Annotated in this window: 12 protein-coding genes and 3 tRNA genes; 11 read left to right on the top strand and 4 right to left on the bottom strand. The window is 43.0% G+C overall.

What is annotated here, in order from left to right; all coding sequences use genetic code 11:
- Positions 1 to 356 precede the first annotated feature (356 nt).
- The 7 genes from M5X66_RS06055 (at position 357) to M5X66_RS06025 (ending at position 4,404) form a co-directional block, all read left to right on the top strand.
- On the top strand, positions 357 to 860 hold the full coding sequence (locus M5X66_RS06055; RefSeq protein ID WP_036951540.1) for a YlaC family protein: 504 nt from the start codon (positions 357 to 359) through the stop codon (positions 858 to 860).
- A 136-nt stretch (positions 861 to 996) separates the two neighbouring features.
- A tRNA-Asn gene (locus M5X66_RS06050) sits at positions 997 to 1,072 on the top strand.
- Positions 1,073 to 1,399: 327 nt separating this feature from the next.
- Positions 1,400 to 1,475, top strand: a tRNA-Asn gene (locus M5X66_RS06045).
- A gap of 307 nt (positions 1,476 to 1,782) precedes the next feature.
- Positions 1,783 to 1,858, top strand: a tRNA-Asn gene (locus M5X66_RS06040).
- A 191-nt stretch (positions 1,859 to 2,049) separates the two neighbouring features.
- The gene (gene pyrC, locus M5X66_RS06035; protein WP_036951541.1) at positions 2,050 to 3,096 is read left to right on the top strand and encodes a dihydroorotase; all 1,047 of its coding nucleotides are present in this window, start codon (positions 2,050 to 2,052) and stop codon (positions 3,094 to 3,096) included.
- A gap of 219 nt (positions 3,097 to 3,315) precedes the next feature.
- On the top strand, positions 3,316 to 3,570 hold the full coding sequence (gene bssS / locus M5X66_RS06030) for a biofilm formation regulator BssS (RefSeq protein ID WP_036951542.1): 255 nt from the start codon (positions 3,316 to 3,318) through the stop codon (positions 3,568 to 3,570).
- Positions 3,571 to 3,810: 240 nt separating this feature from the next.
- On the top strand, positions 3,811 to 4,404 hold the full coding sequence (locus tag M5X66_RS06025; protein WP_036951544.1) for a LuxR C-terminal-related transcriptional regulator: 594 nt from the start codon (positions 3,811 to 3,813) through the stop codon (positions 4,402 to 4,404).
- Between the two features lie 45 nt (positions 4,405 to 4,449).
- Here the strand turns inward: M5X66_RS06025 and trhO are convergent, their stop codons facing one another.
- From trhO to ttrB, 4 genes are all read right to left on the bottom strand, one after another.
- A complete protein-coding gene (trhO, locus tag M5X66_RS06020) occupies positions 4,450 to 5,496 on the bottom strand; it encodes an oxygen-dependent tRNA uridine(34) hydroxylase TrhO (RefSeq protein WP_154600300.1) in 1,047 nt (348 codons plus the stop codon).
- 395 nt (positions 5,497 to 5,891) lie between these two features.
- Entirely contained in the window at positions 5,892 to 8,981 is a 3,090-nt protein-coding gene (gene ttrA / locus M5X66_RS06015; protein ID WP_154610108.1) for a tetrathionate reductase subunit TtrA, read from the bottom strand.
- Positions 8,974 to 10,020, bottom strand: a complete 1,047-nt coding sequence (gene ttrC / locus M5X66_RS06010; protein ID WP_108479564.1) for a tetrathionate reductase subunit TtrC — start codon at positions 10,018 to 10,020, stop codon at positions 8,974 to 8,976. Before ttrC ends, ttrA begins: the two co-directional genes overlap by 8 nt.
- Positions 10,002 to 10,739 (bottom strand): tetrathionate reductase subunit TtrB, encoded by a 738-nt coding sequence (gene ttrB, locus M5X66_RS06005; RefSeq protein WP_108479563.1) that lies wholly within the window; start codon positions 10,737 to 10,739, stop codon positions 10,002 to 10,004. Before ttrB ends, ttrC begins: the two co-directional genes overlap by 19 nt.
- A gap of 261 nt (positions 10,740 to 11,000) precedes the next feature.
- On the opposite strand from ttrB, the gene ttrS reads away from it, so the two are divergent.
- From ttrS to mdtG, 4 genes are all read left to right on the top strand, one after another.
- Entirely contained in the window at positions 11,001 to 12,746 is a 1,746-nt protein-coding gene (gene ttrS / locus M5X66_RS06000; protein WP_036951556.1) for a tetrathionate respiration histidine kinase TtrS, read from the top strand.
- Between the two features lie 131 nt (positions 12,747 to 12,877).
- The gene (gene ttrR, locus M5X66_RS05995) at positions 12,878 to 13,474 is read left to right on the top strand and encodes a tetrathionate respiration response regulator TtrR (protein ID WP_036951558.1); all 597 of its coding nucleotides are present in this window, start codon (positions 12,878 to 12,880) and stop codon (positions 13,472 to 13,474) included.
- A gap of 67 nt (positions 13,475 to 13,541) precedes the next feature.
- Entirely contained in the window at positions 13,542 to 14,489 is a 948-nt protein-coding gene (locus M5X66_RS05990) for a Kdo(2)-lipid IV(A) acyltransferase (protein WP_108479562.1), read from the top strand.
- 292 nt (positions 14,490 to 14,781) lie between these two features.
- On the top strand, positions 14,782 to 16,005 hold the full coding sequence (gene mdtG, locus M5X66_RS05985; protein WP_108479561.1) for a multidrug efflux MFS transporter MdtG: 1,224 nt from the start codon (positions 14,782 to 14,784) through the stop codon (positions 16,003 to 16,005).
- Positions 16,006 to 16,326 lie beyond the last annotated feature (321 nt).

The following is a 16,326-nucleotide window of genomic DNA, read 5'->3' as shown; positions in this document are numbered from 1 at the left end:
TCTTTAGAACACACTAACTCAGTAATCATACATCAAATAGGACTGCTAAACAGGCCGATGCACATTAACTCATGACTTTGAGATAATAGCAACTATTTTATACATTCAATTCTGAAAATATTGCTGTTTTTTTCGATTCCGTCACTTTTAGGCGGAATTATGTTAACAAAAAAACTGCATTTTATTGATATTTTAAAGATTTCTTTTAAATAAAACCCTCTCTAAACCTCAAAAGTCGACAGGATTAATCCCAGACGATGACAATCCAGTTAAATATTTTTTTTAACTGATATATAACAATTCATTCCCTCCGTGATACCCTCCTAGTATAGATATCTGACAGAGAGTCACTTACCATGGATATTATCAAACAAATACTTATAGATGATTTAGATGCCATTAATCAGCGTGAGCAACGTGATGGCAAACCTTACTTTAATAGCCAATTTCTCGCCAATCATCCTTATTTATGTATTGGCATGATTGCAGCCTATTTACCGCTTGCCGTGATCTTATGGTACGCACCCTACTTTGGTCCTTATTGGACACTTGGTATAACCCTCTTATTTATTATACTTGCTAGCGTTCTGTTATTTGACATTAAGCCTGTCTACCATTTCGAAGATATTGGCGTACTTGATTTGCGTGTTTGCTATAACGGTGAATGGTTTGTCACTGAAACCGTATCTGAGGACGCGTTAAATAAAATTCTTAATTCTCAGGAAGTCAGCTCAGCAATCAAGCAAGAAATTTCTCGTTTATTAGCATTAAAGGGCAACATCTCCTTTTACGATATTTATCATATTGCTTACCCTGAGGTTTCTTTGCCGACACAAGTTACTTTAGCCGCTCAAAATTAAAACATTATCAATAATATAGCGTAGTTTTTATTCGTAATGAGTAGTGATTGAGCAATTAGATTTAATTTCTATTTTTATCGTTGACAGGTCGAGGTGATATCGTTAATATTCGCCTCGTTCTCAGGAACAACCCAATTCCTCCATAGTTCAGTCGGTAGAACGGCGGACTGTTAATCCGTATGTCGCTGGTTCAAGTCCAGCTGGAGGAGCCAAATTTAAAAAGCCCGCTAAGATTAATTCTTGCGGGCTTTTTGCTTTCTAGCCGTTCTTCTGCCTTTTCATTCTTTTTCACCCTATTCCCGACTACTTTTATTTATTCCTGCTCTACTCATTAATAGAACAATCCTTATGACTTATGTGCAGTTCAATTTTAGCTGCACCGCTTAAAACAGCGGGTAAATTCCTGAAACTCTATAAATAAGGCATAAATAATCACCAAATTGTTTACTTAACAACCTGTTGAACATTTTTTTTAATTTTATGCTTTACAACCGAGTACGGGGTCGGTAATATGCGCCTCGTTCTCAGGAACAACCAATTCCTCCATAGTTCAGTCGGTAGAACGGCGGACTGTTAATCCGTATGTCGCTGGTTCAAGTCCAGCTGGAGGAGCCAAATTTAAGAAGCCCGCTCAGGTTAATCCTAGCGGGCTTCTTGCTTTCTAATTCTGCCATTTTTATCTTTCCTACTAATCCCTTATCAAAGATAATTTTTACACATTAAAATTACTTTCCAATCTTAATCACATCTTTTTAACTGGCTCTTTTTTCAGCTATTTTTGACTTAATTTCTTTTACATCTGATCAGTTAGATCAAAATTCTATCGATTCGTGCAGATAACAGGCAAACAAACTTATTTTATCATTTTCCCCTTTGACATTAGCGATTCAGAACGCTACTATCCTCTGCGTGTTAAGGGAGTTCCTCCATAGTTCAGTCGGTAGAACGGCGGACTGTTAATCCGTATGTCGCTGGTTCGAGTCCAGCTGGAGGAGCCAACTTAATCTTTCCTTTCTCTGTTTTATTCTGTTTAAATTCCTTTATTTTCCAGTACGTTAAAAAACTCCAAAGAAAAATAATTTCTATATTAATTGTCCTTGATCATAGCTATTTAATCGTTTTCGTTTTATCATTCTTTCCCGGCTTGAGCATCTGCTCATCACTTCCCCCCCTTATTGGAGCCGGTTTAATGACAACTGTAACTACCCTAACGATCCGCCGCCCTGATGATTGGCATGTTCATTTTCGCGATAATGAAATGTTAAATACAGTCGTGCCGTTCACAAGCCAATTTTTTGGTCGTGCCATTGTCATGCCTAACCTTGTACCCCCTGTTACCACGGTAGAAGCCGCAAGAGCATATCGTGAGCGAATTAAACAAGCGGTACCTGCTGGGCACCAATTTACACCGTTAATGACCTGCTATTTAACTGACACAACTGATGCTGATGAACTAATTCGTGGTTTCAATGAAGGTGTATTTACGGCCTGCAAATTGTACCCCGCGAATGCCACAACAAACTCTAGCCATGGCGTGTCTGACATTAAGAAAATCTACCCTGTTCTTGCTGCCATGGAACAAGCTGGAATGCCATTACTCATTCATGGGGAGGTGACCGCCAGCCATATCGATATCTTCGACCGTGAGGCGCTGTTTATCGAACAAGTCATGCTGCCATTGCGCACTCAATTCCCTCAATTAAAAGTGGTTTTTGAGCACATCACAACCAAAGAAGCCGCACAATATGTGTTAGAGGCTAACGAATTTACAGCGGCGACCTTAACACCACAGCATTTGATGTTTAACCGCAACCATATGTTAGTTGGTGGTGTACGACCGCATCTGTATTGCCTGCCGATTTTAAAACGTAATGTTCATCAAGAAGCATTACGTGCAGCTGTTGCTTCTGGTTGCGATCGCTTCTTCTTAGGTACCGATACTGCGCCGCATGTTCAATCCCGTAAAGAGACATCCTGCGGCTGTGCAGGCGTATTTAACGCTCCAACCGCATTAGCTGCCTATGCAACCGTGTTCGAAGAATTAGGTGCTTTCGCGCATTTCGAAGCATTTTGTTCACTAAATGGACCTAAGTTTTATGGATTACCTGTCAATGAAGGTCACATTACACTGACAAAATCTGAGAATATAACCTGCGAATCTATTGCTTGTGGGACAGATAAATTAATCCCATTCTTAGCGGGTGAAGATTGTGGTTGGACTATCAAAGTAAGCTAATAACATTATGATGTGGAAAGGTTTTATCCTTTTCACATCTTCTTTTTAAAGAATCACCGGCTATTTTTTTAATTTTCACCAAAATTCACAAAAAAATAGTTTTACTACTACCATATTAAAAAAATCTTCTTATACTAGATATAGCTCGTTCTGAGTCACCTGCTCTTAGTCAGTAATAGATATTTACTATTTATCACGATGTTTGATTAGGAGGTCTAAATGAATAGAAAAAGCGATGTAATCCAAACTCACCCTGTTGTTGGCTGGGATATCAGTACTGTCGATGCCTACGATGCGATGATGTTACGTTTACATTACCTCCCTGAACAGAACAATAGCCTGGATAGCGCAATAGTTGATAAAACCATGTGGCTGACAACCGATGTAGCCAAACAGCTGATTAATATTCTTCAGGCTGGAATTGATAAGATTGAGTCTGGCGAATATCTTGAATCTGATTTCAAAACTCATTAGCAGGTAAAAAGAATGGATATTTGTCTCATAACAAATATCCATTCACTATCATTTAACCACTCCAATTTACATCATTAATAAATTAAATTTTTCTGCTTATTATTAAAGATAAAATAGAAACTATAAATTATGAATTAATTGCAAATACAAGCGGTAATTTATTATTTTTATTATTACTTTATTGACTTCAATATCGATTCCAATTTATTGTAATACTCTTTTCGAACAAGGATGTTCCCTATGAGAATATTAGTTATTGATGAGTGTTATTATACCCGCCTTGGTATTACCGAATATTTATCTTCTAATAGAAAATTAAAGTTCATTAGTACAGGGTGCATTAATGAAGGGATTGAATATATCAATAAATACTCGCCCAGTATTGTTTTGGTAAATTTAACTTACTATTGCCATTACTCGAGTTATTGCCCAACATTGAAAACTCTACTAAACAGAACCAGTAGCATTCGATTCTATATCTACATCAATGCCGCATACCCTTTAACAGACAAGCCTCTGTTACTAAAAGATAATTTTTTCATCATGTCAAAAAATATCATGACTCAAACATTGGATAAAGTTATCACTGATTCAGAGCAAATAGAAAAAATAACTAAGCTTGCTAATAATAATGACTCATCCATCTTTACTATGAAAGAACAAAATATAATTAACAACTGGATGAATGAAACCCCTAATCATATTATCTCTAGAAAATTAGGCATAAGTAACAGCACCGTTTATTCACAAAAACGGCATATTACATCAAAAGTATTTGTTAAAAACAGAATTGAACTATTTTTTATTTATAATGTTTTTAAGTATCTTTATTAAAATAAAAAGCCCTTTTAAAAGGGCTTTCTTCATTTAAAAATAATATTACTTTTCGCTATTTAATAATCCATCCGCTAAACGATGGCGGGATTTATTAAATATTTTATTACTCACTTCTCGACCAGCACGGCGAGCACGCTGCTCATCTTCAGGCAGCTTCATCTCTTCGGTACACGCATGGCTGCAGCAGCCTTCATATTTTTCAGCACAGCTTGGGCATTGAATAAACAGTAAATGGCAACCGTCATTTTTGCAGTTAGTGTGAGTATCACAAGCTTCCCCGCATTGATGGCAATGCGCTAAGGTATCATCCGTAATACGCTCACCCATACGGTTATCGAACACGAAGTTTTTACCTTTGAAACGTAGCGGTAAGCCTTGTTCTTTCGCTTTTCGTGCATATTCAATGATCCCGCCTTCCACATGATAAACATTCTGGAAACCGTTATGCAGCATGTAAGCGCTCGCTTTTTCACAGCGGATACCGCCCGTGCAATACATCACCACATTTTTATCTTTCTGGTCTTGCAGCATTTCAACCGCCATTGGCAGTTGGTCTCTAAAGGTATCTGATGGCACTTCAATCGCATTATCAAAGTGACCCACTTCATATTCATAGTGATTACGCATATCAACGAAGATAGTGTCTGGATCATCAATCATCGCATTGACTTGCTCGGCTTTTAGATACTGCCCAGTATTCGCAGGATTAAAAGTTTCATCATCAATACCATCCGCAACCACACGATCACGGACTTTCATGCGCAGTACCCAGAAGGACTTACCATCATCATCAATAGCAATGTTCAAACGCAGGTCATTTAAGGCTGGGTCTGTTGCGTAGATAAGTTCCCGCAATACATCGACATTGGAGGCCGGTACGCTAATTTGTGCGTTGATCCCTTCTTTGGCAATATATACTCGACCAAATACGCTCAACGCTTTGAATTGTTGGTACCATTCATTACGAAATGCTGTAGGGTCTTGAATATTGAAGTATTTATAAAAAGAGATTGTGGTACGCGGCTCAGTTTCAGCCAACATACGTTCTTTAAGGATTTTATTCGAAACTTGGTTGTGTAACACTGGCATGGTGTTCGCTTTCCTATGTAATACTTTGATATAAAAAAGATTTAAATCACCAGCAAAGAATTGCTCGTTAATTTTGAGTTATTATCCCTTTTATTATGTTAATAAAAAACCCTTTATTTGAAAGGTTATTGTTAGGGGAATATATTGTGATGATTTATTAGGGGAAATAATTCTTTTTAGAAAAGAAAAAAGGGAGGGCTCCCCCTCCCTGGCATTTGCCGAAGTTACGATGGGTAAACCGCATCGTAGAGCGCAATGTCAACTGCTTTAGGGGTACTTCCCTACTCCGCTATGCAGAACAGAGTAGGTCAGAAACCTCTTTACTGCTTATATTACTAACTACACTTTACTACTTACACTTTACTAACTTACAACCTACTGGATGGACTTCTGTCTTAACCAATTAACTCGATACGAGCTGGCAAACCTTGTCTCACGGAGGCGCCAGATACCCAATCAAGCCATGTATTTGCCACTTCACGAGTCGGGTCTGCGAACCCTAAATCATTCAAGTTAATACCTGAACCATTTGCCGCATTCATCGGCATGGCTTCACCGTCTAAATAGTGTTGTTTTGCACCCATTTCGGTGTGGCCATAACCATGTTCAACGGCGAGAACTCCCGGCATAACCCCATCGAGCACACTAATTTGAGCCTCAGCATGGCCACCCGGTGTAGTGATCTTGATCCAATCCCCATGTTTAACGCCCATTTTCGCTGCATCATCAGGGTGAATAGCTACCAAGTTAGTCGGTTTCACATGACGCAGACGCTCAATCATGGTTGTGGAACTGCTCATCACATGAGATTTAAATGACATCATTTTCAATGGCCACTCTTTCTCTGGGAATACCGCATTCACATCTTCACCGTTTGCCATACGCGGTGGATAGTAGGTCGGGCAACCACTAAAACGCTCACCGGTGATCGCATGACGGTTAATCGCCACCGTAGGGTTCCAAATTTGTAACCCTTTTTTCCACTGTGGACCCGTCCCTTCGCCATCCCACGCTTTCTCATAAGGTGCGAATCGACCACCGCGCGTAAAAATATATGCAACACGGCGAACTTCTTCAGGTTTCAATGTGCGAGTAATTTGCGGCATGATACGTTCGACACCACTGATCGTAATGTCTTCTGTTGCCGCCTCCGGTACCGGTTTTTCACCTAACCAAGCCATATTAGCCGCCACACGCAGATAGTAATCTTCCGCGGTATTTAACGGATACATATTGCCATCCATATCTGCAATCACATTGTCACCAAAACCCGGTAAATTTAGTTCTTTAGCAACTGCGATACAGAATGACTCCATAGAAACAGGCTGGCCGTCCGCTGTTTTCGCCGTGCGGGACTCAACAATCGGCCAACGCGCAGTACTCGCTTTCACCTGAACACCTGACCATGGTGCACTGAAACCCCAGCTCTCGAAGTTATGGGTATCTGGCACAATGTAATCCGCTAACGCGGTCGTCTCATTCATGAAAGCATCAATACCAATAATCAGCGGTAGATGTTTGGGATCTTTCAGCTTCTCTTCCATCACCTGACGAATACCCGCAATACCATAAACTGGGTTCGTCATATTGGTGATCCACGCCTTCAGAGAATAAGGATATCCCATCAATGCTGAAGCCAACTGTTCAGTTAACTGACCTTTCGCAAACGGATACCAAGGTGCTTTCGCTGGGTACGGTTTTTCACCTGCCGCCACCCTTGCTTTAAATTCATCCGACTTTTCATACACTTCATTACTGCGAGATAGCACCACACCCTTCGGTTTCACCTTGCCTTTGTAGCCTGCGATATTGTAGCGAGGACCATCATTTTCCCCGTTAAATTTACCGCCACCGACAGAAACACCACCTTTTAAGTTTAAGTTACCAATCAACGCATTAAGCATAATCACAGACCATGCTGTATAAAAACCATTGCCACTCATCATGCCACCGTGAGATATCACCGCCGCTTTTCTGTCATAAGAGGTTAATGCTTTTCCTAATGATTCAATGGTTTTTACAGGGACTTGGCAACGCTGACTGTATTCTTCCAGCGTCATGCGATCGGCGGCTTCTTTTAAGCATTGGAAGCTTGATTTCACCGTCACTTCACTACCGTCATGAAGCGTGACTTGGCGAGTCACAAACAGCTCTGCATTTGTCACATCGTCCGCCAGTTTCAGTTCGCCGCTTGCATCCTGAACCAAATAGGCTTTTTTCTCATCCTCACCCTCTTCAGCCGCTACACCAGTTAGGTGAGATTGCTGTAACAAATTACCCGCCAGAGGATGAGAATCATCGGTGATGACTAGATGCGTCGAGTTTGTCCAGCTTTTCTCGCCAGCCGCTTCCATGGATTTTTCACTTGGCACACTCAGATAAGCGGCGTTATAGCGGTTATTCTCGATAATCCAGCGGATCATCCCCATCACCAACGCCGCATCAGTACCCGGTTGAACAGGCACCCAGTGACCATGGTCATTGGCTAGTGTGGTGGTCAATGGTAGAGCCGGAGATACCACCACATAGTTAAACGAATCACGTAAACGAGCACTCGCTAGCTGGCGACCTTGACGTTTAAATGGGTTACCTGATTGCGCTGGAGATGTTCCAATAAACAGCGCGAAACGGGTATTATCCCAGTCTGGTTTGACGTGGGCGTTTTTATCCAAGTCATCCATCAACGCACCAGAGCCTGCACGATACGCTAAACCGCAGTAAGCTCCGTGAGCACCAAAGTTTTTGCTACCAAAAGCGTTTTGTGCAAAGCGACGAATAAAGCCATCACGGCCATCATCCCCGGCGTTAGTCACCAGTAACTGGTTGGCTTTGGGTCCTAATTTCGGTTGAGCCGGATCCAGCGGCGTTTCTAAATCACGGATAGCACGCAGACCATCCACATGACCTTCACCAAATAAATCCCCACCTTCAACCACTTCTTTGATTAACTGCTCAAAACTAATACGTTCCCACTTCCCTTCACCGCGTTTACCAACACGCTTCATCGGTTCGAGAATACGTAATGGACTGGTTAACCCTTCCATTAGCGTTGCACCACGAGCACATGCGGTTGAACGATGCTCTAATCCACTTTCGCCGCCCATTTTGGCGAATGCAGTGGATAATGGCATTCCATATGGAAAGTGTTTCTCATGGGATAGAGGGTGGTATGGGTTCCCCGCAATTCGCAAAACTTCATTCTTCGCACTGTCCACACGGGCTCGAATACCGCATTGCGTCCAGCAACCGAAGCATTGTGTCATTGAAACCACTTGCGCAGGGTTCTCTTTCCAACCACCAATCGCCGTTCCTTCAGGAATAAGCGAGTTACCATTGATGCGATCCAGTGTCACTTTGCCAGAAGTGCCATCCACTAAACCATCTACAGCACGTTTGGCAACTTCACGATAGCTCGCCCCAAAAAGAGCAAGACCACCGACAACTAAACCACCTTTAAGCCATTGACGTCTTGAGAATTTAGCCATGTTGCACTCTCCCCGCAAACCAGCGAACACCTTCGCGAACAATAATTGTTAATGCAATCCACAATCCAAATGTACCGACAATCGCCAGTAGTCCATCATTACCTAATGGGAAATGGTATGGATTGGTGATGATGTTGTATTTTGGTACCGCTTGAATCTCCATCAGGAAAATCCAACGTAATACCCACGCTAACGCCATAGACACTAACGCTAAAACCGTAATGTAAGGAACGGAGCGAACTGCTTTCACATTACTCAGCGCCATCACAAACGTGATTACCCACAGCGCGCATACGCCCATTAACATCCACCAACCTGGGCTTGTGACATCTAACTGTTGACGAACTGCAATTCCAGATGTGGTATCACCAGAGATCCACAGTGCAAAACAAACAGCAAACAGGAGTAACGTAATCACTTGAAAACGCGCTAAACGATTTTGATATTGCGGTTCACGACGCGCACCTAAGCTAATCAGCGCTGGCAGCACTTGCATCGCACTTAAGAACATCAGCACGGGCATCCACCAGCTAAACCAAATTGGGCGAGCCACTAATACAGAAGCTTCACGACCGGTATATAGCAGTAAACCAATAGATGATAACGCACTCAGTAACGCTACCCAGCGGGTCGCTTTATACTCTTTCTTCCAAATCAATTTGACCAGCAGCGCAACAAAGTACAACCCAACAAACGTGGTAAACAGCGGTAGCAACACCGAACCCCACCACATCCAAGACCACATTGTTGGATGTGCATAGAAGTGCCATACACGGGCGGTTTGGTGCAGGTCAGCCGTTAATGCTAACGGCGCCGTGATCCCCATCGTGATAGCAATAAACACGGCAATCATTTCTAATCGACCGTTTCCACTGCGATTTTGCCAATGAAGATAGCAGGCATACAGCACCGCACAGGCAGCAATCCCAATAAAGAAAAAGTATTGCACCGCCCAAGGAAGCCAGAAAAACTCTTGTGGCTGTGCCATGATTTCGGAAATATAAGTCACTTGTTCGCTCATCAGAACACCTCCTGCCATAATGCCGGTTGCCCTTTACCTTGCAACGGTTCTACAAACGCATCATCCAGCCCTAAATAAAACACCTGCGGCAACGTACCACTTTCCGGTTTCAAAACTTTGATTTGCGCTTCGTGCTCAGAAAGCATCTTACGAATAGTGCTATTCGGGTCTTTTAAGTCACCGATAATGCGCGCGCCACCCACGCAAGATTCGACACAGGCTGGCAATAAACCAACTTCTAAGCGATGCGCGCAGAACGTGCATTTATCTGCAGTTTGTGTTGAATGGTTAATAAAACGCGCATCGTACGGACAAGCCTGCACACAATACGCGCAGCCTACACAACGCTCATTATCAATCACCACAATGCCGTCTTCACGTTGGAACGTTGCTTGCACTGGGCAAACAGGCACGCAAGGTGGATTATCACAATGGTTACACAGGCGAGGCAGTAGAACGTTAGTGAACCCTTCTTCCCCTTTTAGGGAGACCTGATATTGGTTAACCGTCGTTCTAAATTGACCTTGAGGTGTTTGGTTTTCGACAGAACAGCTGACAGTACATGATTGACATCCTACGCAACGGCGTAAGTCAATCAACATGCCATAGCGTTTCTCAGGGTTACCTTCACGGCGAGTTGGGGAAAAACTTAACCCTGCCTCGGCGATTGGGATCAGCGATGCCCCGGCAGTGACGGCCCCAATCTGTTGTAGGAATTTTCGTTTACTCAGATCCATAATCGGCTCCAGTATTGACATTGCTAATGCGAAAATAAAAGTTAATAATCAATCTATTATTGGTTTATCTTACGTATTGGTAACACCGTGTTACCGATGTCTGATAACCACTAAATTCTTATTTCTCTTTAAAATCGGTGTGTTATCTTTGTGCTACTCTAATAATTCTGAGTTCATAGTAAGAAGAAAAGCCTTGCGCCCCTATTGTGGTTTTCCACATACCCGAAGGGATCTTGATCTAACGCAACGAATAAACCTCAAATGTTAAAAAAAACGTCTATGCCGTTGTATCACATACTTTTAATGACCCTGCTGTTATGGTGCATTCCGGCGGGTGCGGCGCAATGGACAATCGGTGTTCTCGCCCTGCGAGGACCGAGTTTCACTCAGTTGCACTGGCAACCTTTAGTCGACACCCTCAATGAGTCCATCCCGGGTGAACGCTTTACCCTGCAACCCCTGAATCTTGAAGAGATGAAAGAAGCGATTTCGAATCGCAAAATTGACTTTTTACTCACTAACCCTGCTCAATTTATCCAACTCGATAACCGCTATCATTTACGCTGGCTGCTCTCTTTACGCTCGGATGTGGAGCCAAACAGTACGACGCGCAACGTGATTGGTAGCCTTATTTTGGTCCGTGGAGATAGCGACATTCACAGCGCGGATCAGCTCATTGGCAAAAAAGTCGGCGCAATATCTCCCGATGCATTTGGGGGATATCTATTAGGTTATAAAGTGTTAAGGGATTTAGGGTATGACACTGAAAAAGACTTTCGGATGCAGTTTTTGGGCTTTCCCGCGGATGCGCTGTTATACGCTTTACGGGATAAATCCCTCTCTGCGGCAATTGTCCCCGTCTGTTTATTAGAAAATATGGACAGTGAAGGACTGATTGATAAACACCTATTCCGTCCGCTTGTTCAAAAAGAGAGCGCGTTACCTTGCCTAACGAGCACCGAACTTTACCCCAATTGGTCATTCGCCGCGTTAAGCGAAGTTCCTGACAATTTAGTGGATAAAGTCACCAAAGTTTTGCTATCTGGCGATACGCCTAATATGCGCTGGGGAGCTCCAGCATCCATCACACAAGTAGAAAACTTACTGCGCGACGTTAACCAACACCCACAGCAACGGGAAATTTGGCAAGATATTGTCAGTTGGACAATTCAACACCAAATTACCATCGGCATTATCGCCTTAATATTCTTATTGTTGGGTATTAACCACGTCTGGATAGCCTTCTTGGTTCGCCGTCGTAGCCAACAGCTAGAAGTCGCACATAACCGCCTACGTCAGCAAGAAGCTAATCTACAAAAAGCTCAACGACTCAATATATTAGGTGAAATGGCTTCTGGGTTTGCCCATGAATTGAATCAACCATTATCCGCAATTCGAAATTATGCCCAAGGCTCTATTTTGCGATTGAAGAAAGAGTCGGAAAACCACCCTCTTCTTGGTGCGATCAGTAAAATTGATGAACAGGCTCAACGGGGTGCTGACATTATTCAAAACCTGCGTTTATGGGCAGGAAAACCGGGACAAGAATCCTGTCTGACACTACGCCAGCAATCCGTCAAACAGACCATTAATCATATCTGGCAACTGTTGCAAGTTGAGCAACATTTCCCAACCGTTAGGTTGCAATTACCCGAAACTCCCGATGTCCAGCTCTTGCTACCAGATACCTTACTCGACCAGCTGCTCTCAAATTTAATCAGTAATAGCCTACAAGCGGGCGCCACCACATTAACCTTTGGCTTTCACTTTGCCGATGGACGTTTTTTACTTGTATTACAAGATGATGCCGGTGGAATGCCTGACGAGCAGCTTAATCAAGGGATCATGCCATTTGCCACCACTAAACAGGAAGGGCTGGGACTCGGATTGGTGATTTGCCAGCGATTAATTCAAAGCCAAGGTGGGGATATTCGCATTGAAAATCAACATAATGATGAAGGTAAGAATGGGCTGCGTGTGACGCTAATTTTTAATTACTCGAGATAATCAGAATATAGCGCATGTTTTGCCACACAAAAGATAACATTCCCAATAACTATATGTGACAATGTTATGGATACCATTTATATAAGCAAGATACTTATACAAACAAGAAATAAGCCACGAGGTATGAATTAATGCCAGTCATTCACCTTGTCGACGATGACACCGATGTCACTGATTCCTGTCAATTTTTACTCGAAACGCTCGGCTATAACGTTACCGTATGGAACGACAGTGAGCAGTTCATCCAGCAAGCCCCTCTGCATGAGGAAGGTATTGTATTGCTCGATATGCGTATGCCAAAATTTGACGGGCGCCAAGTACATCAATACCTGAAAGAGCAGCAAAGCACCCTCGCGGTGATTTTCCTTTCTGGTCATGGGGATATCCCGATGGCGGTTGAACAGGTGAAATTAGGCGCTATCGATTTTTTACAAAAACCCATTGATAGTCAGCAGCTTGCCGAAACCCTTGAGCAAGCTCGCTTACAAACTATAAAAGCCACTGAACGCACATTGATTAAACAGCGTTATGAAACCTTAACGCCGAAAGAAAAAGACGTTTGCACCTATGTGCTTCAAGGGCTAATTAACCGTGAAATTGCAGAAGTCGCTTGCGTATCTGTGCGAACCGTTGAAGTACATCGCTCACGAGTGATGGAAAAAATGGCAGTGAGAAACCTTGCCGAATTAATGAGCACCATGCAAACAGCACAACTTTTTGCGGGTTAATTTGATATCATTCAGATTAACAAGCTATTTTTAATTGAAATCCACTTAAGTAGAAACCGAAAAAACAATGATCCCAGCACCAAAGTTTGAAAAAAGTTTATTACATCCTCGCTACTGGCTAGTTTGGTTTGGCATTAGCGTGCTCTACCTGCTCGTCCTGCTTCCTTATCCCGTCATTTATTGGATAGGTACCCGTTTGGGGCGTTTCTCCAAGCGCTTCTTAAAAAAACGTGTCCAAATTGCCGATCGTAATCTGCAATTGTGTTTTCCTGAGATGAGCCAAGAAGAGCGCCAAAAAATGGTGGATAAAAACTTTGAAGCCGTCGGTATGGGTGTTTTCGAAACGGGAATGGCGTGGTTCTGGCCTGATTGGCGAGTGCGCCGCTGGCTTAAAGTTGAAGGTCGTGAAAATATGCTCGCCGCTCAAGAAACCGGCCGTGGCATTATTGTGTTAGGCGTCCATTTCTTAACGTTGGAAATCGGCGGTCGTGCATTTGGTATGTTGAATCCCGGCATTGGTGTTTATCGCGCTAACGATAATAAACTGATGGACTGGCTACAAACTCGTGGACGTTTGAAATCCAATAAATACATGCTCGACCGTAAAGACGTTAAAGGCATGATCCGCGTATTAAAAGAAGGGGAAATTTTATGGTATGCCCCTGACCATGATTACGGTCCTAGAAACAGTTCATTCGCGCCATTATTTGCGGTAGAAAAAGCGGCAACCACCAATGGCTCACAAATCTTATTATCTCTTGGCAATCCACTCGTTGTACCATTTTCAGCTATCCGCTTACCCGATGGTAAGGGTTATAAATTGCTGATCCAGCCGGCCGTAGATAATTTCCCTGTAGACGATAATGTCGCCACCGCAACGATGATGAATCAGGTCATTGAGAAAGAAATTTTACGAGCGCCAGAGCAATATATGTGGATGCACCGCCGTTTTAAAACGCGTCCAAAGGGAGAACCTTCCCTGTACGGCGATTTAGATAAAATCCACCACCGCTAGGCTGCCTATTCCCGAAATTTTTCGCATTGAAGCAGGCAGTTATCCCAAAATAGTTCGTGTTGCAGCTAGGCGGCAAATGAGTGGATCCCCAGGAGCATACACAAGTATGTGACTGGGGTGCGCGAATGAAGCCAACAACGCTGCGGCGCGAAGTATGAAGGGAGTGCTCCCAAAATAGTTCGTGCTGTAGCTAGGCGGCAAATGAGTGGATCCCCAGGAGCATACACAAGTATGTGACTGGGGTCCGTGAATGAAGCCAACAACGCTGCGGCGCGAAATATGAAGGGAGAACATGAAGAAAAGTACTTACTGGAAAAAAAACCTCTACATCGTCTGGTTCGGCTGCTTTCTAACGGGCGCTGCCTTCAGCTTGATCATGCCTTTTCTTCCTCTGTATATCGAAGAACTTGGTATTACTGACCATGGCTCTTTGAATTTATGGACTGGTGCCGTTTTCAGTATTACCTTCCTATTTTCCGCTATTGCCGCACCTTTTTGGGGGCGCCTTTCTGACCGCCACGGTCGTAAATTAATGTTGCTGCGCTCTGCCCTTGGGATGGCGATTGTCATGGTGCTGATTGGCTTTGCGCAGAATATTTGGCAACTTTTGGCTTTACGGGCGCTTTTAGGCTTACTTGGCGGGTTTGTCCCGAATGCCAATGCGCTAATTGCCACCCAAGTCCCCGTGAATAAAAGCGGTTGGGCGATGGGTGTCTTGGCAACTGGCGCGGTGAGCGGCGCATTGATTGGTCCACTGATTGGTGGATTACTTGCCGACCAATATGGCTTGCGCCCAGTATTCTTTATTACCGCTAGTGTGTTGTTTATCTGCTTTTTTGTGACACTTTTCTACGTCCGTGAGCGTTTTACCCCCGTTTCACGCAAAGATGCTCTGACCGGAAAACAAGTTTTTGCCTCTTTACGTAATAAAAACTTAGTGATCAGCCTATTTTTCACCACCATGATCATCCAAGCATCGATTGGTTCGATTAACCCAGTGATCACCCTGTATGTTCGGGAGCTTTCAGACTCAATTGATAATCTTGCTTTTATCAGTGGGATTATTGCATCCATTCCCGGCGTTGCTGCACTGATTAGCGCCCCTATGCTCGGTAAACTGAGCGATCGCATTGGACCTGACCGTGTTTTATTAGCCGTACTTGCCGCCTCAATTTTTGTTCTATTTCCGATGGGGCTCGTCAGCAGTTATTGGGAATTAGGCGCTCTGCGCTTCTTACTCGGCGCCCTTAACGCCGCGCTGTTACCCGCCGTACAAACCTTAATTATTTATAATATTTCTCACCAAATCACTGGGCGAATATTTAGCTACAACCAAGCATTACGCGATGTAGGTAATGTCACGGGTCCTTTAATGGGTTCCTTTGTTGCAGCAACATACGGCTTTAGAGCCGTGTTCTTCTTCACCGCCGTATTAGTGTTGGTCAACCTCATTTACTCTTGGCTTATCATTAGGAAGCAATCCGATGGTTTAAGAGCATCTCCCTCTAAAGAGTAATGTTAATGTGTCCCTTTTACGCCAAAACATAACTTTTTATTATCTTTTCCACGAAAAGTTTATAAGCGCAAAAAACATTTTGTAACTCATTGTTTTTAATTAACTTAATCGATTCAAAAAACATTCTTTTATTGTCAATAAAAATCCGTTATTCTGTGCCCCCTTATCGTAAGAATGAGAGTTACATCGAATTTTCATCTTAAAACTGACTTTCTTACGATAAATTCATTCTGCTTATTAGCAATTTTATAATAATGTATGCCGAAAATATGTTTGCAACACAGCATTAACATATCAATAAAAAACAGTGATGGAGTTTCT

The sequence above is a fragment of the Providencia sp. PROV188 genome, assembly GCF_027595165.1.
Classification (GTDB): domain Bacteria; phylum Pseudomonadota; class Gammaproteobacteria; order Enterobacterales; family Enterobacteriaceae; genus Providencia; species Providencia lanzhouensis.
The sequence above is the reverse complement of the archived record's forward strand: the minus strand, read 5'-3'. Positions and strand labels throughout refer to the sequence as shown.

What these genes read in the sequence shown, in the direction of transcription:
- M5X66_RS06055 (WP_036951540.1), top strand. Translation starts at nt 357, where the DNA reads ATGGATATTATCAAACAAATACTTATAGATGATTTAGATGCCATTAAT.
- pyrC (WP_036951541.1), top strand. Translation starts at nt 2,050, where the DNA reads ATGACAACTGTAACTACCCTAACGATCCGCCGCCCTGATGATTGGCAT.
- bssS (WP_036951542.1), top strand. Translation starts at nt 3,316, where the DNA reads ATGAATAGAAAAAGCGATGTAATCCAAACTCACCCTGTTGTTGGCTGG.
- M5X66_RS06025 (WP_036951544.1), top strand. Translation starts at nt 3,811, where the DNA reads ATGAGAATATTAGTTATTGATGAGTGTTATTATACCCGCCTTGGTATT.
- trhO (WP_154600300.1), bottom strand. Translation starts at nt 5,496, where the DNA reads ATGCCAGTGTTACACAACCAAGTTTCGAATAAAATCCTTAAAGAACGT.
- ttrA (WP_154610108.1), bottom strand. Translation starts at nt 8,981, where the DNA reads ATGGCTAAATTCTCAAGACGTCAATGGCTTAAAGGTGGTTTAGTTGTC.
- ttrC (WP_108479564.1), bottom strand. Translation starts at nt 10,020, where the DNA reads ATGGCAGGAGGTGTTCTGATGAGCGAACAAGTGACTTATATTTCCGAA.
- ttrB (WP_108479563.1), bottom strand. Translation starts at nt 10,739, where the DNA reads ATGGATCTGAGTAAACGAAAATTCCTACAACAGATTGGGGCCGTCACT.
- ttrS (WP_036951556.1), top strand. Translation starts at nt 11,001, where the DNA reads ATGTTAAAAAAAACGTCTATGCCGTTGTATCACATACTTTTAATGACC.
- ttrR (WP_036951558.1), top strand. Translation starts at nt 12,878, where the DNA reads ATGCCAGTCATTCACCTTGTCGACGATGACACCGATGTCACTGATTCC.
- M5X66_RS05990 (WP_108479562.1), top strand. Translation starts at nt 13,542, where the DNA reads ATGATCCCAGCACCAAAGTTTGAAAAAAGTTTATTACATCCTCGCTAC.
- mdtG (WP_108479561.1), top strand. Translation starts at nt 14,782, where the DNA reads ATGAAGAAAAGTACTTACTGGAAAAAAAACCTCTACATCGTCTGGTTC.